The following is a 24,379-nucleotide window of genomic DNA, read 5'->3' as shown; positions in this document are numbered from 1 at the left end:
TTCGATGCGCATAAAAAATCCGAAACCAATCAATAGGTTTCGGATTTTCACACATCAGAAGGATCGGTCAATGGATCCTTAACTGATCGGCATTATGGCCACGGCCACCTTTTTTATTGCGTTATAGCGACTTACAGCACCATGGCTGCGATCCAGCCAAACCCCAGCAGGGGGATGTTGTAGTGGATGAAGGTGGGTACCACGCTGTCCCAGATGTGATCGTGCTGGCCATCGGCATTGAGGCCGGATGTCGGCCCCAGAGTCGAATCGGAGGCCGGTGAGCCGGCATCACCCAGGGCGCCCGCCGCGCCCACCAGGGCGATGGTGGCCATGGGAGAGAAGCCCAGCTGGATGCAGAGAGGCACATAGATGGTGGCGATGATGGGCACGGTGGAGAAGGAAGAGCCGATCCCCATGGTGATGAGCAGACCCACCAGCAGCATCAGGAAGGCCGCCATCCCCTTGTGGCCCGCCATCAGGCCCGAGACCGACGCCACCAGGCTATCCACCCCGTGGGTTGCCTTCATCACGGCGGCAAAACCGGCCGCCGAGATCATGATGAAGCCGATGAGCGACATCATGCGCACCCCTTGGGTAAAGGCATCCTGACTCTCACGGAAGGGAATGACCCCACCCAGGGTAAAGATGACAAATCCGGCCAGGGCCCCCAGCACTATGCTGTCGGTCATCAGCTGCAGCCCCAGAGCCACGCCGATAGCCAGCAGGGCCACCCAGATATGGGCAAGGTTGAGCTCGGCGGACTCGGGTTCGGTCGCCAGAATCTTCGCCAGATCGTATTGGCGCGGCTTGCGGTAGGTGAAGAAGACCGCTACCAACAGGCCCAGGAACATGCCTCCAACCGGAATGCTCATGGCCAGGGGGATCTGCCCCGCCGTAACGGCCACCCCGTTATCGATCAGGTTCTTGGCCAGGATGTTGTTGAGAAAGATGCCCCCGAATCCGACCGGCAGCAACATATAGGTCGCAGTCAGGCCGAAGGTGATGACGCAGGCCACCTGGCGTCGGTCCATCTGCATCTGGGCCATCACATGCAGGAGCGGCGGGATCAGGATGGGGATAAAGGCGATGTGAACCGGGATCAGGTTCTGGGAGGAGACCGAGACCAGCAGGATCGCCACCAGCAGCAGGCTCTTGACCCAAAGCACCCGGCTCGGGCTGGCCTCCTTGCCGAGCTGGCTGATCACTTTGCGGGCCAGCAGGTCGGTGATACCGGAGCGAGAGATGGCCACCGCAAAGGCACCGAGCATGGCATAGGCTAGAGCGATCTCGGCGCCACCACCCAGTCCACCGGTAAAGGTTGAGAGGGTTTCCCCCATGGAGAGGCCGCCCACCAGGCCACCGACGATGGCACCGATGCTGAGCGACACCACCACATTGATACGCAGCAGACTGAGCACCAGCATCAGGCTGACTGCGACAACAACAGGATTCATTGAACTTCCCTTCTTATGGACGCTGTCTGTCTAAAAAGGCGTCTAAGTTGGCCAATTGCGTGACGAATGTCTAGAAAAATCTGGCCCGCACTGTGGCGGGCCTGATGAAGGACAAGAAAACCGGAACAATGAGGCCACAAGCGGATCTCAAAGGGGGCGCAACGAGAGCTCTCCCCCAAAAAAGAGGCGCTCGCCCTCCCCGGTCTCCAGACGCAAGGCTCCTCGCTCGTCGATACCCCTGGCCACCCCTCTCACCTCCTGCTCACCCATCAGCAGGCGCACCGGCTGCCCCTTGAAACAATCGAGCTGGTTCCAGCGATTGACGAACGAGGCGAGCCCCCCTTGCTCGAAACGCTGCATCGCCTGCTGCAGACTGCGGCCCACATGGGCGGCCAATTGGTTGCGATCGACCGGCTCCCGACGCACCTGCCGCAATTCGGCCCAGGGTTGATCGATCTTGTCGGCCTCACCATCGGGCATCGCCAGATTGAGGCCCACCCCGACCACCACATGGCAGAGTCCGCCGGCACTGCCGCTCATCTCCACCAGGATGCCGGCCAACTTGCGTCCCTCATAGTAGAGATCGTTCGGCCACTTGAGGGTCACGCCGGGATACCCCAATGCCTCCAGGGCATCGACCACGGCCACCCCCACCGCCAGGCTCAGCCCCATCACGGCGGCCATCCCCTGCTCCAGACGCCAGTAGAGGCTCAGGATCAGCTGACAGCCGAAGGGAGAGACCCAGGGCTTGCCACGGCGCCCGCGTCCGGCCGTCTGGCACTCGGCCAGACAGAGCGCTCCCGAGGAGAGGGACTCCACCCGATCCAGCAAGTATTGATTGGTCGAGTCGATGACCGGAAAAACCGACACAGGTGCGAGCGGCAGTTGTTGTTGCAGCCAACCTTGATCGTAGAGTGCCAGCGGCAGGGCGAGACAGTGGCCACGGCCGGTCAGGCTATAGACATCCAGCCCCAACGCCTTGAGCGCGGCGACGTGCTTGCTGACCGCGGCGCGGCTGATACCGAGCCTTTCCCCGAGCTGCTCCCCGGAGTGGAACTCGCCGTCGGCGAGGATCTCGAGCAATGCCTGGCGGATCGGAGTCAGGCTCATCCCATCACCTCGCGCAGGCTGGTTTCACCCCGAGCGCCCATGAAGCGCACCTCGTGCTCCAGCTCGACCCCGAAGCGCTCGACCACAGTGTCGCGTACATGTCGGGCCAGGGCCAGCAGGTCGTGTGCCGTGGCGCCTCCCCGGTTGACCAGCACCAGCGCCTGCTCCTGATGAACGGCGGCCTGACCGATGGCAAATCCCTTGAGACCACACTGTTCGATAAGCCAGCCGGCCGCCAACTTGGCCTGCCCCTCACCGGCCGGGTAGAGCGGCATGGACGGATAGATCGTCTTGAGGCCTTCGGCCAGGCCCAGTGCAACCACGGGATTCTTGAAGAAGCTGCCGGCATTGCCGAGCACCGCCGGATCCGGCAGCTTGGCCATACGCGTCGCACAGACGATGTCGAACACGGCCTGTGCACTGGCCTTGTCACCGAGGGCCGCCAATGGCCCATAAGAGAGCACCGGCTGCCACACCTTGGGCAGACGCAACCCCACGGCGGTAATGAGATGGCTCTCTTGATACTCATGCTTGAAGAGGCTGTCGCGGTAACCGAAACGGCAGTGGGACGCATCCAGCCGCTCGGTCTGACCGTCGCTCCAGCGCCAGGTATCGACATAGGCGCAGACGCGAGCCAGCTCAACCCCGTAGGCACCGATGTTCTGCACCGGGGCGGCACCGACACAACCCGGGATCAGGGCCAGGTTCTCGAGTCCCGCCATCCCCCGCTCCAGGGTAGTGCGTACCAACTCGTGCCAGTTCTCGCCGGCCGCCACATGCAGCAGCCAGCTCTCCCCCTCATCCACCACCTCGATGCCACGCAGGCGGTTGAGCACCACCAGCCCGTCGAAATTGCAGGTGAACAGCACATTACTGCCCCCCCCCAGTACCAGGCGCGGCTGGCCGGCCCAGCGTGGGTCGCACCGCAGAGCCTCCAGATCATCGCTCGTCTCCAGCGTGGCCAGCCAGCGGGCGGTGGCGGGAAGGGCGAGGGTGGTGAGATCGCACAGGGAGGCGTGTTCTTGCAATTTCATGGTGGTTCAGATCCGGCTTGAGCGAGGCGCCAAGTCTACCTCAATTGGTTGGTCACGGAAAAATTGCTGCCGCTTTTCCTCCCCACCCCCATTGGATTAGAGTAACTGTTTCACGCATCAAGAGAGTCTCGCATGAACACTCAGTTTGCCGTCATCGGCCTGGGCCTCTTCGGCAGCGCCCTGTGCGAAGAGCTGGAGCATCAGGACGCCCAGGTCCTCGCCATCGACATCGACGAGAGCCGGACCCGCCAGGTCGCCACCTTCTGCAGCCATACCATAGTGGCCGATGCAACCGATGAGGCAACGGTCGCGGAGTTGGGGTTGGCCGACTACGACATCGTCTTCGTCGCCATCGGCGATAACCTGGAGACCAGCATTCTCACCACCCTCGTCCTGAAGGAGGCCGGGGTCAAGAAGGTGTGGGTCAAGGCACGCGACAAGTTTCACGCCAAGATCTTGCAGAAGGTAGGGGCCGACAAGGTCATCAATCCGGAATGGGACATGGGACGCCGCGTCGCCCAGAGCATGCTCGACAACCGGCTGTTCGACTATCTGGAGCTGGGTCATAACATGGTGCTGACCGAATTCGTCATCGGCCTGCAGCAAAACGGGCGCTCTCTGGGCGATCTTCACCTGCTGCAGCAGAGTGACTTCCAGCTGCTCGCCATCAAGCGGGGGGAGCAGTTGCATAACGTGCTGACCGGCAAGATGGAGCTGGCCCTCGGCGACATCCTGATCCTGGCGGGTAACAAGCACGCCATCGACCACTGGCTGGAGACCCTATGACGCCCCTCTGGCGCAGCAGCTTTACCTTCAAGTTGCAACAGGAGGAGTCACGCTGGAGCGAAGCCAAGCTGATCCTGGGCAGTTTTCTGGCCATCTTGCTGGTCGGAACCCTGTTTCTGGTGCAGCCCTCGAGCCACGACGGCCAGGTGAGCGTCGTCAACGCCCTCTTCACCGCGACCTCGGCCATCAGTGTGACCGGTCTGGGGGTGGTCGACACGGGGAGTGCCTTCACCCTGCAGGGGCAAATCATCCTGTTGCTCCTGATGGAGATTGGAGGCCTGGGTCAGATGACCATGACGGTCCTGCTGCTGGCCCTGCTCAGCAAGCGGGTCAGCCTGCGCCAACAGGTACTGGCCAAGGAGGCACTGGGCCAGGAGGGCTCCATCAACATAGTGCGGCTGGTCAAACGCATCATATTGTTTGCCTTCATCGCCCAGCTCATCGGCACGGCCCTGATGGCCATCCGCTGGGTGCCCGAGATGGGATGGAGCCACGGGCTCTATGTGAGCTTCTTTCATGCCGCCTCAGCCTTTAACAACGCAGGCTTTTCCCTCTTTTCCAACAATCTCATGGACTATAGGGACGACCCCCTCATCAGCCTGACCATCGCCGGGCTGCTGATCCTCGGCGGAATCGGCTTCACCGTCATCGTCGACATGGTGCGCAAACGCCGCTGGCGACGATTCAAGTTGCACACCAAGCTGATGCTGGCGGTGACTCCGCTCCTGCTGCTGGTCGGGACCCTGATGTTCTGGCTGCTCGAGCACAACAACCCGGGCACCCTGGGGCAAGCCCCCTTCAGCCGGCAGATGCTGGCGGCCTTCTTCCACTCGGCCAGTGCCCGTACCGCCGGATTCAATACGGTGGATATCGGACACTTCACTCCGGCCGCCCTGCTCTTCATGATGGTGCTGATGTTTATCGGCGCCGGCACCTCCTCCACCGGGGGGGGGATCAAGGTGACCACCTTCGCGGTCGTCATGCTCTCTACCCGGGCGTTTCTGACCAAACAGCCCCACGTGACCGCCTTCGGTCGCACCATAGGCCCCCAGGTGGTAACCCGCTCCCTCGCGATCATCATCGTCAGTACCATGGTGCTCTTCCTGGCCATGTTCTTGCTGATGATCACCGAGTCATTACCGTTCGATAAGGTGATGTTTGAAGTGGTCTCGGCATTTGCCACGGTCGGCCTCTCGACCGGTATCACCGCCTCCCTGAGTGAACCGGGCAAACTGATCCTGGTGCTGGTGATGATCTGCGGTCGTCTCGGCCCCCTGACCCTGGCATTTATGCTGGCCAGACCGGTCGCCACCCGCATCAAGTATCCGGAAGAGAACGTTCACACCGGGTAACTACTCCCCCCGGCGCCTGGCAGCCAGCCAACGCGCCGGGGTCACCCCCTCCTCCCGCTCGAATGCCTTGGCCAGGGCGCCACTTCCGCCGTAACCCACCGACGGAGCCACCAGCTTGATGGGCATCCCCTCGAGCAACAGACGCTGAGCCCGGTTCAGCCGCCACCGGGTGAGATAGGCCAGCGCAGGCATCCCGACCACCTCATGAAAGCGCACCGCAAAGCGAGCTCGGGAGAGGTGGCAAAGACTCGCCAGTGATGCCAGGGTCCAGGGGCGCTCGGGCTCTTCATGCATCGCCGCGATGGCGGGAGCCAACCTGATGTCTGCGAGACCGGCCAGTATCCCACCCCGGTAGAGTCCGGCCCCCTGTATATGGCGCAGCAGATAGACCAGCAACAGATCGACCAGTCGACCGAGTATCGCCTCACGCCCTTGGGCCTCACCAAAGGCCTCATCAAACAGCAGCTGCAGGAGGGGAGCCAGGGCAGGGAGCTCCCGCAGCGGCAGCAACAGCTGATCGGGCAGGGCTGAGCGCAGCGCAGAGGCTCCCTCCTCCCCGAAGTGCAGGCTGGCACACACCAGATCACAGCCACCCAGGGTTCGTGGTATCAGACGATGGTGACACGGCACGGGATAGAAGATCAGGGTTGGCTCCTGCAACAACAGGGGAGGCTCCCCCTCCCGATGCAGCATCAATTCACCGGCTCGCAGCAGGTGGAGTTGTCCACCCGAAGGGTAATCCTCGCTATGGCTCTCGCCACAGAGGCGACCGGCAAAGAAGAGGCTGGCATGGGCACTGGAGTGAGCCAATAAACGGGAAAAAGCATCCATAACGATACGACTAAACCTTTTTGCTGGACTATTAACGACTATTAGTTCTGTTTAACCGGGCATTATCTCCTCTGTCAACCACACACGCAGGAGATAAAAATGACTCGTATCGCACCGGTTCAGCAACCCGACGGCCGTGCGGCCACCACCCTGGACGCCCTGCGCCGACAGCTCGGCATGGTGCCCAACCTCTATGCAACACTGGCCCACTCCCCGACGCTGCTCGATGCCTATCTCGCCTTCGCCGATGCCTTGAGCAAGGGACAACTGACTCCCCGTCAGCGCGAACAGCTGGCGCTGGCGATTGGCCAGGCCAATCGCTGCCAATACTGCCTGTCGGCCCACACCCTGATCGCAGGCAAACTCGGCCTGACCCAGGATGAGATACGCCGGGCCCGGCTGGGACTCGCTGATGATGCTCGCGACCAGGCGTTGCTGCAGCTGGCGATCGCCCTGGTGATCCAGCGTGGGGAGCTCAGTGACAAGCAACTGGCAGAAGCCCGTGAGGCCGGCGTTGACGACCCTCTGCTGCTGGAGGTGCTGGGGCAGGTAACCCTCAATACCCTCACCAACTATGGCAACCATCTGGCGGGCACCGAGGTGGACTTTCCTGCCGTCGACCTGACTCCTTGAGGTAGCACTATGGGAAGAGAGATTGGATATCTGATCTCCCTCAGCGGGGTCGTGTTGACCCTGCTGTGGATCGGGATCTTCAAATTCACACCGACCGAGGCCGAGGCCATTCGTCCCCTGGTCGAGAGCCACCCTCTGATGAGCTGGCTCTATGGTCCCCTCTCCACGCAGGGTGTCTCCAACCTCATCGGGCTACTCGAGATTCTGGTAGCGGCGGGTCTGATTGTGGGCCTTCACTACCCTCGTATCGGCTACTGGAGCGGCTGGGGGGCGACCGTTATCTTCACCACCACCCTCACCTTCCTGCTGACCCTGAGTGGAGTCTGGAAGATCGTGGATGGCGTCCCCGTTACCGAGTTCTTTATCTTCAAGGACCTGGTCTTTCTCGGCGTCGCCATCACCACCATCATTCGCTGCCGGACCACCTAGGCACGGCGCCGGCGATCAGGCCGCCACCGCCTTGGCGGGTCGCTTGGTTCCCTTGCGCCGGGTGAAGCGGCGCTTGGGGGCCTCCCCCTTGGGCAGGGCGCGAAAACCGGCCCCGTCACTGTGGCGGGCGTCGTCGATAAGCTGGCGCAGCTGCGCCTCGAGTGGCCCCATGAAGTGCTGGTAACTCTCCTGACGCTCGCCGATACGCCCGAGCGCCTGCTCCCACAGGGCCGTCATGTCCGGACGGCTGGCGCTCTCGGGCAGGGCGGTGATGAGGGCATGGCCGGTCGGAGTCGCCTTGATGCTCTTGCCCTGGCGGGCGAGGAAGCGGCGCTTGAACAGGAGCTCTATGATACCGGCCCGGGTCGCCTCGGTGCCGAGGCCATCGGTATCGCGCAGGGTCTTGCGGATCTCCGGATCCAGCACGTAACGGCCGATGCCGGTCATGGCGGCGAGCAGGGTGGCATCGGTAAACGGCTTGGGGGGTTGGGTCATCTTTTCGAGCAGCTCACCCCGCTCACACTGCACCGCCTCCCTCTCGCACAGGGCGGGCAGGGTGCCCGCCTTCTCCTCATCGTCATCCTCCTCCACCCCGAGCAGGCTTTTCCAGCCCGCCTTGAGGATGCGCCGCGCCTTGGCCTCGAACAGTCCCCCCTGAATTCGCACCAGCACCCGGCTGTCGTTGTACTCGAACGGCGGATAGAACTGCATCAGGTATTGGCGCGCCACCAGGGCGTAGAGCCTGGCCTCGTCCCCCGACAGAGTCGCGGGGTTGCCCCCCTTCTCGGTCGGGATGATGGCGTGGTGGGCATCCACCTTGCTGTCGTTCCACGCCTTGCTGCGCAGCCGCCCGTCGACCTGCCCGACCGCCGCCGCCAACTGGGGCGCCGTGGTGGCGATCGCCTGGCGCACCCGCTCGGCGCGACCATAGTGCTCCACCGGCAGGTGGCGACTGTCAGAGCGGGGGTAGGTGATGAGCTTGTGGCGTTCGTAGAGGGCCTGGCAGATATCGAGCACCCGCTTGGCGTCCATGCCGAAGCGCTTGGCGGCGTCGATCTGCAGGCTGGAGAGGTTGTAGGGAAGCGGCGGCGCCTGCCTCCTGGCCTTCTCGTCGACCGCCTCAACCTGACCACTCTGACCATGGATGCGGGTCACCACGTTCTCGGCCAGCTTGCGGCTGAGCACCCGTCCCTCTTCGTCCTGCCACGGCTGGCACGCCTCGGAGGGCAGCCACTTGGCGGTGAACGGCTCGCCCGCCGCGCTGCGCAGGTGGGCCAGCACCTCGAAGAAGGGCTTGGGCACGAAGGCGGCGATCTCCTGGTCCCGACGCACCACCAGCCCGAGCAGGGGGGTCTGCACCCGCCCGACCGAGAGCAGCTGGTCACAGCCCGCCTTGCGTCCCACCAGCGTATAGGCGCGGGTCATATTGATACCGTAGAGCCAGTCGGCACGGGTGCGCGCCAGGGCCGAGACCGCCAGGGGTACGAAGTCACGGTTGTCGCGCAACTGCTCCACCGCCCGGCGCACCGCCGGCGGGTTCATGTCGCTGATGAGGCAGCGGCGAACCGGCTTCTCCTTGGGGTAACCGAGGTAGTCGATCACCTCATCAACCAGCAGTTGCCCCTCCCGGTCCGGGTCACCGGCATTGACCACTTCGTCGGCCTGTTTGATGAGCCGTCGTAGCACCGCCAGCTGCCCCTTGGTCTTGGCCTTGGGGTTGAGCTGCCAGCGCTCGGGCACGATCGGCAAGTGCTCCATGCGCCACTGCTTGAAGGCGGCGTCATAGGCTTCGGGCTCGGCCTGCTCCAGCAGGTGGCCGATGCACCAGCTCACCACATCGCCCTGGGCGGTCTCGATGTAGCCCTCTCCCTTCTTGTGGGGCTTGGGCAGTATGTCGGCAATGGCTCGCCCCAGACTGGGCTTCTCGGCGATGAAGAGTCGCATGACGGATCACTCACAATACTGTATATGTGAACAGTATATGAAGGCGCCGGGCAAACACCAAGTCTCAGTCGTCACAGGGCTGCTGGTGCAGGGCCCGAAACAGGCGCTCCTGATTGAGGACAGGGGCATAGGCGAGTGCCCCCTGCGCCCCCTGAGCCAGCAGATAATCGGTCAGCTGATCTCTCACCACGGCACTGAGGGCTTCACGCTGCCAAGGCTTGGCCACATAGTAATCGAGCCCGCCGCGATTGACCGCCGCTATGGTCGCCTCTAGCCCGGCCTGTCCGGTCAACAGCAGTTTGCGACTGGCCTGGGTGCTCTCTCGCCCCTTCAGCTCGATCAGAAAGTCGACCCCTGCCATGCCTGGCATGATGTGATCGCACAGGATCAGGGCCAACTTGCCACCCTCTTCCTCCCACTCCTCGATCACCTGCCGCGCCTCTTCGGCACTCTCGGCCCCCTCCAGCTCGACGTGGCTGCGCAGGAAGGCAAGATCATGGAGCACGGCGTCAAGCACCTCCCGCTCGTCGTCCACACACAGGATCAAATAGGTTTTATCGTTCATGCTTCCTCCTTGGCCAGTGGCCCGGCGATCGGCAACCAGACCCGCATACAGGTACCACTTCCCGGGGTCGAGCTCACCTCAATCCGCCCGCCGTGCTGCTGGACCACCTGGCGGCAGATGCCGAGCCCGATGCCGAGCCCGAAGTGCCCCTCCCGCTTGGTGGTGTAGTTGAGCTCAAAAATCTGGGTCAGCTGTTCCGGTGCTATGCCGCAACCACTGTCCTCGATCTCGATACAGATCCACTCATCCCCTTCCCTGCGTCCCCGCAGCAGGATCCGGCCAGGTGCCTCCATGGCATCGAGGGCATTGGCCAGCAGATTGGTCCACACCTGTTGCAAGGCGCCGGGATAACCACAGACAGGAGGGAGCGGCTGATACTCGCGGATCACCTCATGCCCCTTGAGGCGATTGTCGAAGATGATCAGGGTATCCTCCAGCCCCTCCAGCAGATCACACTGGCTGGGCGCCTCGCCATCCTGCCTGGCAAACTGCTTGAGCCCCCGCACCAGATCGCCGATGCGCCGGCCACAGACGGCGATGTTGCGCAAAAACGTACCCGCCTGGTGAAACTGCTCGAGACGCGCCAGCAGCTCATCCCGCTGCGGTCCGTTGAGGTTGGCAAACCAGCCGAGCCAGCTCGCCTCGTCATCGAGCTGCATCTGCACCGCCAGCCTGGCCTGCTGACGGTCACCAAAGTGCCCCTCAGCCTTGCGCGTCCGCTCCCGAACGGTGCTGGTCGACAGGGGCTGTACCTGCAAGGCGTGACAGAGGGTGAGATTACCCAGGGTCTTCTGCTCCGGCGCCAGCTCAAGATTGATAAGATCCGGCACCAGCTCGCTCAGGGTCTCGCTGCCACGCAGGATGGCCGAAACCGGATTATTGAGCTCGTGGGCGACCCCGGCTACCAGTTGGCCCAGCATCACCATCTTCTCGTTCTCCACCAGCTGCCGATAGGCATCATCCAACGACTGCAAGGTGCGCTGCAGGGCCATCTTGGTACGGATGCTGTGCTGGAGGCGGCGGTTAAAATGGCGCAGCAGCAGATGAGTGAAAGCCGGCAACAGATCGCTGCGTGCCCGCATCACCTCGGCAAACTGCCGCTTGTCGAGCTTGATCACCTCGGTCGGGGTGAGGGTCACCCCTGTGGTAAAGGCGGGTTCGCCGGTCACAAACGACATGCCACCGACCAGAGCCCCGGCCTGGTGACGCACCACCTCACGCTCGACCCCGCTCTCGTCGCGCTTTTGCAGCACCACCTCACCGCTGGCGATAAACCAGAGAAATTCGTTGCGCTCTCTCTCCCGGGTCAGCAAGTGCCCCGGGCTGTAGCGGCGACAGGCGTGGTGTTCGTCCCGCTCGGCAAAGAAGCGATAGAGACCGTCGATCACCCGGCGCGAGAGGGCACCATCGTCGTAGCGCGTGAAGTCCATGAAGTCTTCACCGTATTCCGCCAGCTTGCGGGCCACATGGGCGTCGAGCAGGGGGGCCGGTGCCAATACCCGGGCATAGTCGAGCAGGTCGAGACCGGGGTGCTGCAGCACAAACTGGCTACCGAGTTCCCGCACCCGCAGCCGCAGAGACTCCCCTGCCAGCTCAGGGGTCAGGCAGAGCAGACGACACTGACCGTAGAGAGGAGCCAGGGTGGCGACCTCTCCCTGCCACTGGGGATCGTGCAGCAGCAGAGCCGGCACCTGATCCCGCGCCGCCAATTCGGCCAGCTGGGCGCTGAGTTCCCCCAGGGAGCCAGCTCCGATCAGAGAGAGATGGGAGGAGAGAGTGGCAAGATCACCCAATAGCCGCTCGCGCCGCATCGGGTCGGAAGAGAGACAGATCAGGACAAGCGCGGGCATGGCATGACTCCAAATGGATTCATTCACACACTATCAATAAAGAGGTAGTTGTTTTGCGAGTCAGTTAACAGCCAGGGCAAGATCGACCCAAACCAGGCGATGATCCGAAGAGCCCCCCTTACCCTCTCCCCCAACCGGATCGACCACCAGTTCGTAACCCGGCTCACCCACCGCCGGCCAGAACACCCCGGAGCCCAGCACCTCACATTCGCGCGACGGCAACACATAATCCAACCGCAGGGGGCGAATGTGGGTCCAGTTGGCGGGCTCCCCCCGCAGGCCATGCCCCCGCGCCCTTGCCAGGCTGGCGGCCCCCGTCGAGTGGGGTGCCTCCTGACAGGCGGGATGGATCCTGCAGTGCGCCAACAGTCGCTGCATCATGGTTCGCCCCCCATCACCATCGGCAGGGTCGGCGTTGAAATCACCCAACAGCACGAAGGGATCGGCGCAGACACCGCCACGAACGCCGACATCGTCGACCAGATAGGGAGCGCCATCGAGGTAATCGAGGAAGAGGCGCAGCTCATCGTGATTACGGCGGCGGTTAAACTCGTTGATGATAGGTGGGGTCGGATGCATGGCCAGCAGGTGTAGCCGCTGTCCCCCTATCTGAAGCGGAATATCGATGTGGTTCTTGGAGGAGAGGCGCAGACCATCGCAAGCAGCTTCCGACAGGGCGGCGGGCAACAGGGAAGAGGGCATGTCACCCCAGCGGAAGTGGCGAAACGAGCGGATCGCCTCGGGGACCAGCGGGAACCGCGAGAGCAACGCCATGCCGTACTGGCCATGAAAGTCTCCGAAACCATAGCAGTCACGGGGTGGACGGATCTCCCCATCGCCGTCCAGATCGAAGGGGAGCCGCTCTCCGGTGTTGGTCGGAATGAGCCAGCGATGGTCATAGGCAATGGGGTTTTCCCCCTCCTGCGAGACACCGAGATAGTGACGCACAAAATCATCCAGCCCACGTCTGTCATGCCCCTCACCATCATGATCGAACTCGCACAGCAGGATCACATCCGGGCGGATCCGCTGGATGATGGCGGCCACCCGGCGGATCTGGGGATGATCTCCCCTGGCCATCTGCCGGTTCAAGCCACCCGGGGCGGGACGATCGAAGGCCACATTGAAGGTCGCCACGCGCAGCGAGGTCATGGCAGCGCCTCGCGCTCACTCTCCTGATCGGCCGGGTCTGGCTCCCAGTCGACGCTGATGCAATTTTTACCGCGCCGTTTGGAGGCATAGACCATGGCATCGACCCTGGCCAGACACTCCTGGGCACTCCCTCCCTGCACCCGGGCGAGTCCGCCACTCAGGGTGACCGACAAGCCGGCCTCCCGCCAGTGCAGCAAGGAGACCTCGAGGCGCATATCCTCCATCATGCCCCTGGCCAGTCGCTCCTCCTCCACCAGCAGGATGAGCACCAGCTCCTCCCCCCCGTAGCGGCAGAACCAGCCGTGCTGGTTGAACAGCGCCATACCGGTCTGGGCCACCCGTTTGAGCACGACATCGCCCGTCTGATGGCCATAGGTGTCGTTGACCTGCTTGAAGTTATCCAGGTCCATCATGCCCAGGAAGAAGATCTGACCGCTCTCCAGCAGACTCTCCAACTGCTCGTCGAAGTAACGCCGATTGTAGAGGCCGGTCAGCTTGTCCAGATTGGCCTGTTGCCGCGCCTCCTGATAGTCCTGTCCCACCGCTACCAATTCGGCGTAGACATGGGTCAGTTCGCGCATCTGCTCCACCGGCACATCGCTCGCCTCACTGCGGGCGGCACGGATCACGCTGCTGATCTCATCGGTCATGCGCCGGAAGTAGCGGCTCCAGGCCAGCGCCACGATGAGGTAGAAGAGAGAGGCCAGCGCCACCACCCCCAGCACATTGAGCAGAGCACTGCGCCGGGTCTGCTCGATCTGGGCGGTCGGCAACACGCTGACCAATGTCCACCCCTCTCTGGAGAGGCGCATGTAAGAGACGAAGAGCTGTGCCCGGTTGTCGACAAACTGTCCCTCTGCCTGGGTCATCCGACCCAGCCAGTCGGGGTGCGCCATCGGTTGAAGCAGGAGGCGGGTATCGGGGTAGGCCACCAACTGTCCGGCCGGGTTGACGATCATCTGGCGACTGTCGAGACGGCTGGAGTGCCCCTGCAGCACCTGCGAGAGGCGGTTAAGCACAGTATCCACCGCAAACACGGCCCGCACCCGGCCGCTCTTGTCCGGTAGTGCGCGCGCCATGGCCATCACCAGCTCACCGCTGATGTAGTCGTAGTAGGGATCGGTCCAGACGATACGATCGGGAGCGGCCACCGCCTTGAGATACCAGGGACGTAGACGGGGATCAAACTTGTCATCGGGCACCCACTCGGGGGTGATGAAGATACGCTTCTGCTCCGTTCCCACATAGACATACTTGAGATCCCCACGCAGGTTAAAGAAGCTCTGCCAGTCCTGATAATACTCGGCAAGCTGTCCCGCCCTGGGGTCGAGAAAGTCATGATAATCAATGTTTTGATAGAGAAGCAGGAACTGACGCTCCAGCTCTTCCAGATAGGGCTCGACATAGATGGCGCTGAACTTTCGGTTCTCGTCGGTCAGTTGACGAGAGAGCTCGTTTTGCATCAAACGGGTGACATGCAGGTAGTAGAGAGCACCGAGTAACAGCACCGGAATGAAGAGCAGCAGCAGAGCCAGCCGCATCCGACTGACCAGGGACCAGGAGCCCCTCCCGGTTTGGGTGTCCTCCAAGCGATAGCTCTCCGTGCTCGTAGATGATGGCCTGTTAACCGAGAGAATAACAGTCCCTCCCCCGACCTGTCCAAACGCCTCCGGCCTTCCCTCCCGCGGGCGTCAGGTAGTAAGCTCGTGGAGGTTTCCGGGTTTCATGGATGAAACGATGCACTCTAATCTGATGTTATTAATGGCCGCCGCCATCTGGGGGATGGGCTTCGTCGCCCAGCGCCTCGGCATGGACCATATGGGGCCCTATACCTTCAATGGCCTGCGCTTCCTGCTCGGCGCCCTCTCTCTGCTGCCTCTCCTACTCTGGTTGCGGGTCCGCCAACCAAGCCATCCGGCTCCCGTCAAGAGCCTGCTGACCGGGGGACTCCTGGCCGGCGGGGTGCTGTTTGCGGCCGCCACCCTGCAACAGGTGGGACTGCTTTATACCACGGCGGCCAAGGCCGGCTTTATCACCGGCTTTTACATCATCATAGTTCCTCTGCTCGGCCTGCTACTGCGCCACCAGACCGGCGTCAATACCTGGGTAGGTGGCGCCGTGGCACTGGTCGGACTCTACCTGCTGAGCGTCACCGATGACTTTTCCATGAACGTTGGGGACCTGCTGCAGGTCGCTGGAGCCCTCTTCTGGGCCATCCACCTGCTGGTGCTCGATCACTATTCGAGCCGGGTCGCCCCGATCCGGCTGGCCGCGGTGCAGTTTCTGGTATGCGGTCTGCTGAGTCTGGCGATGGCTTTTCTGCTGGAGGTGCCAAGTGTGGCGGGGGCGGTCGCCGGCTGGCAGGCGCTGCTCTATGCAGGCCTGGTCTCGGTGGGAGTGGGTTATACCCTGCAGGTACTGGGGCAACGGCAGGCTCATCCGGCCCATGCAGCCATCATCCTCAGCCTGGAGACGGTCTTTGCCGCCATCGGAGGAGTCCTGCTACTCGGTGAGCATCTGGATAGCCGGGCTATGTTGGGCTGCAGCCTGATGTTGGTCGGCATGCTGCTCTCCCAGATCCCGCTACGCTGGCTCTGGAAGTCGCGCCGTGACCATATCGCCATACAGAAGTAGAGGAAGAGCGGTATAACAAGGGGGCAGCTTGCCCCCTTCATCACTTAGCCACGGCTGACAGTGAGGGGGCCGAAGCTCTGGGCCACCGGCATCAGCTCCACGCTGTTGATGTTGACGTGGGGCGGCTGCTGACTGATCCATAGCACCGTATTGGCGATATCTTCGGGCCGAATGAATGCCACCCCCTGATAGACGGCCGCCGCCTTGGCATCGTCCCCGTGAAAGCGCACATTGGAAAACTCGGTGCCGCCACACAGACCCGGCTCCACATTGGTGACTCGCACCGGCGTTCCCGCCAGATCGGCACGCAGATTCAGGCTGAACTGCTTCACGAAGGCCTTGGTGGCGCCGTAGACATTACCGCCCGGATAGGGATAAGTGCCGGCAATAGAGCCGATATTGATCACATGTCCCCGCTGGCGGGCTACCATGCCAGGCAGCACCAGCCGGGTGATCCGGGCCAGACCGGTGACGTTGGTGGCGATCATCTGCTCCCAGTCATCCATATCGGCCTGGTGAGCCGGTGCCAGACCCAATGCCAGGCCGGCATTGTTCACCAGCAGATCGATCCCGGACCACGCCTCCGGCAGGCCTGCGATGGCGGCCTGGGTCGCCTCCTTGTCCTGGATATCGAACGCCAGGGGCAGAAAGGCCTGACCCAACTCCTGCTGCAACCCGGCCAGCCGCTCGACGCGCCGCCCCGTGCCGATCACCTTCCATCCCGCCTGCACCAGGACCCGACTGATGGCCTCACCGAATCCGGACGAGGCACCCGTAACCATAGCAATCATCGCGATCCTCCTTGTCTAAAACGCCACACCTTAAACCATGACAGCCTCAATAAGGAAGGCACCCCGAGGCATGCATCCCCTTGCCTGCACAAATAACGTCGATCCGCCCCTCCCCGGAGTCGCCGACTGGTCACGATGAACGGATCCTCGCCATATAGAGGGTGTCGGTCAGCTCTCTGTTGCGCAGGCCATAGGCCCGGGCCCGCCCCTCCTCCACAAATCCTGCCTTGCGGTAGAGGGCCTGCGCGGCCTCGTTGTCGGCCCAGACGGTGAGCTCGAGCCGGGTGATCCCGAGCCACTGCTCGGCCAGATCGATGGCTGCCGTCAGCAAGGCAGTGCCGACCCCACGCCCGGCCCAGTCGTCACGCACCGCCATACCGAGGCTCGCCACATGGCGGCGGCGGGGGTTGGTCGCCAGCCACAGGGTTAGTCCCCCCACCACCATCCCCTCGCACTCGGCCAACAGGGGGTAGGCTCCCGCCTCCGGTTGCAACCGCTGCTGCCAGTGATGCAGGGAAGGAAAAGGGAGTTGCAGGGTGCCGGCCTGTGCCTTGGGCATGGCGTAGACATCGCGCAGTGCGGCGGCATCCTCAGGCCCCGCGCGACGAATGGTGATGGACATAGAACCTCCTTGGTGAGGACTCATCATGCCCCATGTTGCATAACGGGCACAGCCCCAAAAAGAAAACCGGAGCACCAGGCTCCGGTTTTGCAGTTCACTCCGATCAGGCCATCAGGGCCCCCAGACTCAGGGCGATCGTGATCAACACGGTCAGGATAGCGAGCAGCGGCGCCACCCACTTGAGCCAGCGCACATAGGGGACGCGGGCGATGGCCAGGCCACCCATGACCACGGCGGAGGTCGGGGTCACCAGGTTGACGATACCGGAGGCGGACTGGTAGGCAGTCACCACCAGGTCGCGGCCCACGTTGGCGAAGTCAGCCAGCGGCGCCATGATCGGCATGGTCAGCACGGCCAGACCGGAGGAGGAGGGCACCAGGAAGGAGAGCACCACTTCCAGCCAGTACATGACGTTGATGAAGACCACGGTGGAGAGGCCACTCACCATACCCTCGGCACTGTGCAAAATGGTGTGGGTGATCATCCCCTTGTCCATGATGACCACGATACCGCGGGCGATACCTATGATGAGGGCCACGCCGAGCAGGTCACGGGCACCGTCGATGAAGTTGGAGGTCAGTTGCTCCTCACTCATGCGGGAGATGAGGCCAACGATGATGGCAGAAGCCAGGAACACGCCGGAGATCTCGGCCATCCACCAACCCAGCACGGCCACACCGTAGATCATCACACCGAAGGAGCCGGCAAAGATAGCCAGAACGATCTTGCGAGTCATGGTGAACTCGAGCATCTCCTGGCCCTTGTTACCGAGGAAGTGGGCCTTGTTCTCTTCCATCTTGTCGGCCACCAGGGAGCGGCTCGGATCCTGGCGAACCATCTTGGCATAGCGCATCACGTAGGCAACGCAGATGACCCAGCCAACCAGCAGGATGGCAACACGCAGCCAGATACCGTCAGTGAAGGGGATGCCGGCGGCGTTGGCGGCAATGACGGTGGCGAACGGGTTGATGGTGGAGCCCAGGGTTCCGATACCGGCACCCAGCAGTACTGTCGCGGCGGCGACGACCGGGTCGAAACGGGCAGCCATCATCACCGGCACCAGCAGGGTGTAGAAGGGCAGGGACTCTTCGGCCATGCCATAGATGGTGCCGCCGGCGGCGAACAGCGCCATCAGGATGGGGATCATCCACTCCTCGCGTCCACGCAGACGATCGGTCACGCGCTCGATACCGGCATCGATGGCACCGGTCTTGGTGACGATACCGAGGAAGCCGCCGATGATCAGGATGAACAGGGCGACGTCGATGGCACCGGCTTCATAGGTTTCGTGGTTATAGAGGCCATCGACCGGGGCCAGCAGCACATCGACCAGCCCCTGCGGGTTGGCGTCGACCTGCTTGTAGGTTCCGGCTACCGGGACTTCTTTGCCCAGTGCCTCGTTCATGGTCATTTCGTATTTGCCGGCCGGCACAACCCAGCTCAGGGCGGCCACCAGGGCGATCAGCACAAACAGAATTGTATAGGCTGACGGGAACTTGAATTTAGTCATGATTCAGCGTCCTTCTGTGTGGTAGTCCATGGGGCAGCCTTTATGGGTAGGGCTTGGAGGTATGATGCCGCCTTCACATGGGGAAAAGCCGGGGGTTTCCCCCCGGCACCACTACTGCGACCTTAGTCGCCCAGCGTAGCAACCATCACTGCCTTGATGGTGTGCATCCGGTTTTCGGCCTCGTCGAACACGATGGAGTGCTCGGATTCGAACACGTCCTCGGTCACTTCCAGGCCCTTCATGCCATATTTATCGGCCACTTCCTTGCCCATGGTGGTCTCATCGTTGTGGAACGCCGGCAGGCAGTGCATGAACTTCACATCCGGGTTCTTGGTGGCGTTGATGACGTCCATGTTGACCTGATACGGGGTCATCAGTTTCACCCGCTGATCCCAGGCTTCTTTGGCTTCACCCATGGATACCCAGACGTCGGTGTAGAGGAAGTCCACACCCAGCACGCCCTCTTTCACGTCTTCAGTCAGGGTGATGCGGGCACCGGTCTCTTCGGCGATCTGGCGGCACTTGGCAACCAGCTCCTCTTCCGGCCAGAAGGCCTTGGGAGCAACCAAACGGATGTCCATGCCCATCTTGGCGGCACCGACCATCAGGGAGTTACCCATGTTGTTGCGGGCATCCCCCAGGTAGGCGAACTTGATCTGGTCCAGACGCTTGCCCTTGCCGTGCTCCAGCATGGTCATGAAGTCGGCCAGGATCTGGGTCGGGTGGAACTCGTTGGTCAGGCCGTTCCATACCGGCACACCGGCATAGGCGCCCAGCTCTTCCACGATCTCCTGACCATAGCCGCGGTATTCGATACCGTCATACATGCGACCCAGTACGCGGGCGGTGTCCTTCATGGACTCCTTGTGACCGATCTGGGAACCGCTCGGGCCAAGGTAGGAGACCTGAGCGCCCTGATCGAAGGCGGCGACTTCAAAGGCACAACGGGTACGGGTAGAGGTCTTTTCGAAGATCAGGGCGATGTTTTTACCAACCAGGTGCTTGCGCTCGTAGCCACCGTATTTGGCCTTCTTCAGGTCGATGGCGAGATCGATCATGTACTGGATTTCGCGCGGGGTGAAATCGAGCAGTTTCAGGAAGTTACGGTTACGCAGATTAAAAGCCATGATGTGTTCTCTCTTATTTATCTGGTTCAGACCAATGGGCAGTAGGGTTTGACTACGCAGTTACAGTTTCTTTGGCGACGATATTGGTGCCGGCTTCTCCCTTGAGGATGGCCACACCATCTTCCAGGGCACCGATTCCCACCATGCCGCCGGTCGCTTTCACAAACTCGCAGGAGGCGTCGATCTTCGGCCCCATGGAGCCGGCATCGAACGGAATCTCGGCCAGGGCTGCCGGGGTAGTGGCACGCAGCGGACGCTGGGTCGGCTTGCCCCAATCCAGGTAGACGGCATCGGCGTCGGTCAGGATCAGCAGGGCGTCGGCCTTGATCTGCTTGGCCAGGTAGGCGGCAGACATGTCTTTGTCGATGACGGCCTCAATGCCGTTGAGACGCTCTCCGTCCCAGGTCACCGGGATACCACCACCGCCGGTGCAGATCACCAGGTGCCCCTGGGCAATCAGGGATTCGATGGCATCGCCTTCGACGATACGCTGGGGCAGCGGAGAGGGCACAACACGGCGGAAGAACTTGCCGTCAGCCTTGACGACCCATCCCTTCTCGGCAGCCAGGTGGCGAGCCTCACTCTCTTCGTAGACAGGACCGATAAATTTGGTCGGATTGGTGAACGCCGGGTCTTCGCTGTCGACCTGCACCTGGGTCAGCAGGGCGGTGACGTTGCGGCTAGGCATCAGGTTCTTCAGCTCCTGAATCAGCATGTAGCCGATCATGCCCTGGGACTCGGCGCCCAGCACATCCAGGGGATAGGGAGAGACCTTGGTGTAGGCGCTGTTCTGCAGGGCCAGCAGGCCGACCTGGGGCCCGTTTCCGTGTACCAGCACCACATTGTGCTCTTCGGCGATGCGGGCGATAGTCTTGGCGGCAGTTGCAATATTCTTACGCTGGATGTCAGCCTCGAGGGGTTCTCCGCGACGGAGCAGGGCATTACCACCGAGGGCGACGACGACAGTTGGTTTCTTCATGGTTCGTATCTCTAATGGGTTCCTGGCTGGGCGCCCGCTCCGGGCGCCCTCGCTCACTCTCAGATGCCGTCACGTTCCATCGGGCAGCTCATGCAGCGGGCACCGCCGCGGCCACGGCCGAGCTCGTCACCCGGAATCGGCAGTACCTTGATGCCGGCCTTGTCGTACTTCTCGTTGGTGTAGGTGTTACGCTCGTAGCCCACGACCACACCCGGACGCACAGTCAGCACGTTGTTGGCATCGTTCCACTGCTCACGCTCGGCTTCGAAGCTGTCGCCACCGGTGGTGATGAGCTTGAGCTGATCCACACCCAGCGCCTTCTCGATGGCGTGTACGAAGTAACCCTCTTCCTTCACCCGCAGACCGGCACTGCCTTCCGGAGTCAGAGACCAGCACTTGACGTCCTTGCGGATGACTTCCGGATAGACGGAGAAGGTGTCGATATCCATGTGAGTCATTACGGTGTCGAGGTGCATGCAGCTGCGGTGCTTCGGCAGCTCCATGGCGATGACCTGCTTGGCCTGGCCGCTCTTGAAGAGGCCGCGAGCCAGGTGCTCAACCCCTTGCGGAGTGGTGCGCTCGGACATACCAATCAGCACGGCACCACGGCCGATGACCAGCACGTCGCCCCCTTCGATGGTGGACTGGTCGTAGTCCTTCACCTCGTCACCGAAGTACTTCACGAACTCCTGATTGGCAAACATGGGGTGCCAGCGATAGATGGCGCGCACGTTGTTGGTCTCACGACGGCGGGCAGCCTTGGCCATCGGGTTGATGGAGACGCCACCATAGACCCAGCAGGAGGTATCACGAGTAAAGAGATGGTTGGGCAGCGGCTCGATGATGAAGTCGGTCGGAGCGTGCATGCCGGCAACCATGTTGACGCCGCTGAAGGGCATCTCACCGTAGGTCAGACCGCCGGAGAGAATACGGGCCATCTCACGGTGGGGCAGGTCGGCCAGGTAGCAGCGTACGTCATTGGCAAATGAAGTGCCGAGGCGATAGTCGGAGACCTGATTCTCCAGCAGCCAGGCCTTGGCTTCGGGTACATCCAGTGTCTCGGTCAGCAGATTGGTGAGGAGGAATACTTCGACACCCTGATCACGCAGCACCTGGGCAAACTTGTCGTGCTCCTGGCCGGCGCGCTCGACAGACAGCACGTCATCGAACAGCAGATCCTGGCAATTGGAAGGAGTGAGGCGCTTCAGGCTGAGGTTGGGACGATGAAGCATGACGCGACGCAGTTGGCCAACTTCAGATCCGACAAAGAATTTACTCATGGTGATATTCCGTCCTAGCAGTGGTCCTTGCGAGTGAATGAACAGAATCCTTCTATTCATGCTCGTGGCGTCGGCGGGATATGTTGTATGTAGGGTAGTAGGCTTGTGCTCTATCCTGCCTTTGCCTTTCGAAGCGAAGATTAGTACTGCCATGGAAGGTAAAAATAGAGCCAGGTCACATTCATTCCAGCATGAATAAAATTGGCTCTTATTCTTTGACAGGGGTATCAGAATCTCCTTTTAATCATCCCGACACCTCGTTTTTAAATGCAGTTATATCGCCATAAATCCCAATCAACCCACAGAGCCATGGCCGAATACTATCGATTCACCACATTATGAACATGGAAACAAAAAGAACAGAATCAATAATATAGATAGAAAAGCTCTTACTGCACGCCAACCGAATTCACTAAAAGTGAATATTCAGGCTAGTCAATTTTGGAATATGAGTAGATAAATAGTCACAGGCCATGGATTATCGGAATAATTATTTTAATGACGTCGATCAATGAAACGGCGCCATGTCAGATATGACGCCATTCTCACAGGAAATTGAAAACGCTTGCATTGACATCAATATGCAATATCAGAGAGGCTTATCCCTCTCCTTTGACTACCACTTACGAGCTAGACAGATAGGCACTTTTTTCATAACCAGAAATTTCGCATTCCGGCTTGTCAGGGAGGTAGCCTCGGCTTAACTCATATGTGATCCAGATCACAAGGAGTGAGCCATGTTAAGGATCTTCACACTGCTTATGATTGCCATAAGCCTGAGCGGGCAAGTTCATTCGGAAGGAGCCCCGGCGATGCCTCTGCAACTCTGCCAGCTGGCAGGTCAGGCGCAGCCACAACTGGTGCCTCAGTATGTATGCCTATGGCATGGAGAGCGCCACTAGTCGTGATGAGGGGGCGCCGGCCCCCTCTCTCTTGTCGGTATGGCAGCTCTTTCTATACTCAGATAAGTGACCGACGATGAGGGAATACCATGATCCTGCTGGTAGGAGGTGAAAAGGGAGGAAGTGGCAAGAGCTGCCTGGCTCAGAATATTGCAGTCCTGCTCAGGCAACGCTTCCATGGGGAGGTGCTATTGGTCGATTGTGATCCACAACGCACCACATCGGACTGGATCCAGGAGCGCAACGACAACCCGGATCTCGTCCCCATCAACTGCGTTCAGCTCTACGGCAATATCCGTAACGATCTGCTGAGCCTGAAGAACCGCTACGACTACGTGATCGTCGATTGCGGCGGGCAAGATAACCGGGCGCTGCGTTCCACCATGGCCGTGGCGACCCATGCCCTGATCCCTCTCAGACCCAAGCGGCGTGACCTCAAGACACTTCCCCACATGGAAGATCTCATCACCACCTGCAAGATGGTCAACCCGAATCTCAAGGCGGCCGTCGTACTCAGTCAATGCCCCTCACTGCCCAATCAGGTGAAACGGATCCTCGATGCCAAAGAGGTATGTTCAACTTACGGTGTCGACGTGCTACACGCCATCACCTATAGCCGCAATGTCTATGATGACAGCGAAGAGAAAGGACTCTCGGTAGTAGAGATAGATCCGGATGGGAAATCGGCCGAAGAGATTCGTGCCATTGCCAGAGAGCTGCTCGAAGTGGAGGTTTGATATGGGACTCTCTGATCTCAAAAAGAAGCATGACCTGCATCACCAGAAACGCTTCACCATCGATGAGTTCATCGAAGATGCAGAGCTATATGCGAGGGGAAAGCCCAGAGTCGTGAGCCTAGAGAGAAGCCTGGCCTCAACCTGGGCCTCAGAGTTAAGCGGTCTGGATGAACGCCGCGGCCAAGCCCACTTCCATAAAGCCACCTTTACTCTGACCCATAATGTGATCGAAGAGCTCAATGACATGATGCAGGATGATGGGCTCAACAAATCCCATCTCGTCCGTCTATTCACCCGCTACTTCGCCACTCTCAGCCAGGAAGAGCGCCAGCTAATCTATGAACGAATGGGATTGAAACCGGGATAGCGAATATAATCCGACCCCTTCAACAATCCGGCAACGCCACTGCATCGGTACAGCCCGAGCATAAAGAAAAAGCCCGGTCTTTCGACTGGGTTTCTCTATTCAGGCTGCGTGGCCGCCGCGCCAGCGGCTGATGCAGAGGGTACAGCCCGAGCGCCTTCAACCGTCTGGCGACGCCATATAGCTAACTGCACCAACGCAAAAAGGCCTTCCCGTTTGGGAAGGCCTTCAAATTTAGTGGCGGAGCGGACGGGACTCGAACCCGCGACCCCCGGCGTGACAGGCCGGTATTC

Annotated in this window: 22 protein-coding genes; 7 read left to right on the top strand and 15 right to left on the bottom strand. The window is 61.2% G+C overall.

The window, feature by feature from the left end:
• Positions 1 to 131: 131 nt before the first annotated feature.
• The 3 genes from AB5Y48_RS02720 to murB form a co-directional block, all read right to left on the bottom strand.
• The gene (locus tag AB5Y48_RS02720) at positions 132 to 1,454 is read right to left on the bottom strand and encodes a Na+/H+ antiporter family protein (protein WP_050667583.1); all 1,323 of its coding nucleotides are present in this window, start codon (positions 1,452 to 1,454) and stop codon (positions 132 to 134) included.
• 147 nt (positions 1,455 to 1,601) lie between these two features.
• The gene (birA, locus tag AB5Y48_RS02715) at positions 1,602 to 2,564 is read right to left on the bottom strand and encodes a bifunctional biotin--[acetyl-CoA-carboxylase] ligase/biotin operon repressor BirA (protein ID WP_050667584.1); all 963 of its coding nucleotides are present in this window, start codon (positions 2,562 to 2,564) and stop codon (positions 1,602 to 1,604) included.
• Positions 2,561 to 3,598: a UDP-N-acetylmuramate dehydrogenase gene (gene murB / locus AB5Y48_RS02710; RefSeq protein WP_224161311.1), complete on the bottom strand. Its 1,038-nt coding sequence runs from the start codon at positions 3,596 to 3,598 to the stop codon at positions 2,561 to 2,563. The genes birA and murB overlap by 4 nt, the downstream gene beginning before the upstream one ends.
• Positions 3,599 to 3,730: 132 nt before the next feature.
• Here murB and AB5Y48_RS02705 point away from each other — a divergent pair, with 132 nt between their 5' ends.
• Both AB5Y48_RS02705 and AB5Y48_RS02700 read left to right on the top strand, forming a co-directional pair.
• Positions 3,731 to 4,384 (top strand): TrkA family potassium uptake protein, encoded by a 654-nt coding sequence (locus AB5Y48_RS02705; protein WP_050667586.1) that lies wholly within the window; start codon positions 3,731 to 3,733, stop codon positions 4,382 to 4,384.
• Positions 4,381 to 5,736 carry a TrkH family potassium uptake protein gene (locus AB5Y48_RS02700; RefSeq protein ID WP_060588061.1) on the top strand — a complete coding sequence of 452 codons (1,356 nt, stop codon included), beginning with the start codon at positions 4,381 to 4,383 and terminating at the stop codon, positions 5,734 to 5,736. The genes AB5Y48_RS02705 and AB5Y48_RS02700 overlap by 4 nt, the downstream gene beginning before the upstream one ends.
• Here the strand turns inward: AB5Y48_RS02700 and AB5Y48_RS02695 are convergent, their stop codons facing one another.
• Positions 5,737 to 6,567, bottom strand: coding sequence for an AraC family transcriptional regulator (locus tag AB5Y48_RS02695; protein WP_050667588.1), 831 nt, complete (start codon positions 6,565 to 6,567; stop codon positions 5,737 to 5,739). It abuts the gene before it with no gap.
• A gap of 99 nt (positions 6,568 to 6,666) precedes the next feature.
• Between AB5Y48_RS02695 and AB5Y48_RS02690 the strand changes: the two genes are divergently transcribed.
• Positions 6,667 to 7,200 (top strand): carboxymuconolactone decarboxylase family protein, encoded by a 534-nt coding sequence (locus tag AB5Y48_RS02690; RefSeq protein WP_060588065.1) that lies wholly within the window; start codon positions 6,667 to 6,669, stop codon positions 7,198 to 7,200.
• 9 nt (positions 7,201 to 7,209) lie between these two features.
• Positions 7,210 to 7,629 (top strand): DUF417 family protein, encoded by a 420-nt coding sequence (locus tag AB5Y48_RS02685; RefSeq protein ID WP_368163703.1) that lies wholly within the window; start codon positions 7,210 to 7,212, stop codon positions 7,627 to 7,629.
• A 15-nt stretch (positions 7,630 to 7,644) separates the two neighbouring features.
• On the opposite strand, the gene AB5Y48_RS02680 is transcribed toward AB5Y48_RS02685, so the two are convergent.
• The 5 genes from AB5Y48_RS02680 to AB5Y48_RS02660 form a co-directional block, all read right to left on the bottom strand.
• Positions 7,645 to 9,573: a DNA topoisomerase III gene (locus tag AB5Y48_RS02680; protein ID WP_368163702.1), complete on the bottom strand. Its 1,929-nt coding sequence runs from the start codon at positions 9,571 to 9,573 to the stop codon at positions 7,645 to 7,647.
• A 64-nt stretch (positions 9,574 to 9,637) separates the two neighbouring features.
• The gene (locus AB5Y48_RS02675) at positions 9,638 to 10,138 is read right to left on the bottom strand and encodes a response regulator (protein ID WP_050667592.1); all 501 of its coding nucleotides are present in this window, start codon (positions 10,136 to 10,138) and stop codon (positions 9,638 to 9,640) included.
• Positions 10,135 to 11,988: an ATP-binding protein gene (locus tag AB5Y48_RS02670; protein ID WP_368163701.1), complete on the bottom strand. Its 1,854-nt coding sequence runs from the start codon at positions 11,986 to 11,988 to the stop codon at positions 10,135 to 10,137. The genes AB5Y48_RS02675 and AB5Y48_RS02670 overlap by 4 nt, the downstream gene beginning before the upstream one ends.
• A gap of 60 nt (positions 11,989 to 12,048) precedes the next feature.
• On the bottom strand, positions 12,049 to 13,140 hold the full coding sequence (locus AB5Y48_RS02665; RefSeq protein WP_368163700.1) for an endonuclease/exonuclease/phosphatase family protein: 1,092 nt from the start codon (positions 13,138 to 13,140) through the stop codon (positions 12,049 to 12,051).
• The gene (locus AB5Y48_RS02660; RefSeq protein ID WP_368163699.1) at positions 13,137 to 14,729 is read right to left on the bottom strand and encodes a diguanylate cyclase; all 1,593 of its coding nucleotides are present in this window, start codon (positions 14,727 to 14,729) and stop codon (positions 13,137 to 13,139) included. The genes AB5Y48_RS02665 and AB5Y48_RS02660 overlap by 4 nt, the downstream gene beginning before the upstream one ends.
• A gap of 148 nt (positions 14,730 to 14,877) precedes the next feature.
• Between AB5Y48_RS02660 and AB5Y48_RS02655 the strand changes: the two genes are divergently transcribed.
• Entirely contained in the window at positions 14,878 to 15,774 is an 897-nt protein-coding gene (locus tag AB5Y48_RS02655; protein WP_060588078.1) for a DMT family transporter, read from the top strand.
• Between the two features lie 44 nt (positions 15,775 to 15,818).
• On the opposite strand, the gene AB5Y48_RS02650 is transcribed toward AB5Y48_RS02655, so the two are convergent.
• The 6 genes from AB5Y48_RS02650 to arcA all read right to left on the bottom strand — a co-directional run bounded on the left by AB5Y48_RS02650 (position 15,819) and on the right by arcA (position 22,083).
• Positions 15,819 to 16,565: an SDR family oxidoreductase gene (locus AB5Y48_RS02650; protein WP_136612647.1), complete on the bottom strand. Its 747-nt coding sequence runs from the start codon at positions 16,563 to 16,565 to the stop codon at positions 15,819 to 15,821.
• Positions 16,566 to 16,695: 130 nt separating this feature from the next.
• Entirely contained in the window at positions 16,696 to 17,187 is a 492-nt protein-coding gene (locus AB5Y48_RS02645; protein WP_368163698.1) for a GNAT family N-acetyltransferase, read from the bottom strand.
• Between the two features lie 103 nt (positions 17,188 to 17,290).
• Positions 17,291 to 18,697, bottom strand: coding sequence for a YfcC family protein (locus AB5Y48_RS02640; protein WP_050667598.1), 1,407 nt, complete (start codon positions 18,695 to 18,697; stop codon positions 17,291 to 17,293).
• Between the two features lie 122 nt (positions 18,698 to 18,819).
• Positions 18,820 to 19,824 (bottom strand): ornithine carbamoyltransferase, encoded by a 1,005-nt coding sequence (argF, locus tag AB5Y48_RS02635; protein ID WP_368163697.1) that lies wholly within the window; start codon positions 19,822 to 19,824, stop codon positions 18,820 to 18,822.
• Between the two features lie 52 nt (positions 19,825 to 19,876).
• A complete protein-coding gene (arcC, locus tag AB5Y48_RS02630; protein ID WP_136612645.1) occupies positions 19,877 to 20,803 on the bottom strand; it encodes a carbamate kinase in 927 nt (308 codons plus the stop codon).
• A 59-nt stretch (positions 20,804 to 20,862) separates the two neighbouring features.
• The gene (gene arcA / locus AB5Y48_RS02625; protein WP_050667600.1) at positions 20,863 to 22,083 is read right to left on the bottom strand and encodes an arginine deiminase; all 1,221 of its coding nucleotides are present in this window, start codon (positions 22,081 to 22,083) and stop codon (positions 20,863 to 20,865) included.
• A 991-nt stretch (positions 22,084 to 23,074) separates the two neighbouring features.
• Between arcA and AB5Y48_RS02620 the strand changes: the two genes are divergently transcribed.
• Together AB5Y48_RS02620 and AB5Y48_RS02615 are read left to right on the top strand one after the other, a co-directional pair.
• On the top strand, positions 23,075 to 23,722 hold the full coding sequence (locus tag AB5Y48_RS02620; RefSeq protein ID WP_050667602.1) for an AAA family ATPase: 648 nt from the start codon (positions 23,075 to 23,077) through the stop codon (positions 23,720 to 23,722).
• 1 nt (position 23,723) lies between these two features.
• Positions 23,724 to 24,089, top strand: a complete 366-nt coding sequence (locus tag AB5Y48_RS02615; protein WP_050667603.1) for a hypothetical protein — start codon at positions 23,724 to 23,726, stop codon at positions 24,087 to 24,089.
• Positions 24,090 to 24,379 lie beyond the last annotated feature (290 nt).

The organism is Aeromonas sp. R6-2, assembly GCF_040908155.1.
Classification (GTDB): Bacteria; Pseudomonadota; Gammaproteobacteria; order Enterobacterales; family Aeromonadaceae; genus Aeromonas; species Aeromonas schubertii.
Note: the sequence above shows the minus strand (reverse complement) of the source record. Positions and strands in the feature narration are given on the sequence as shown.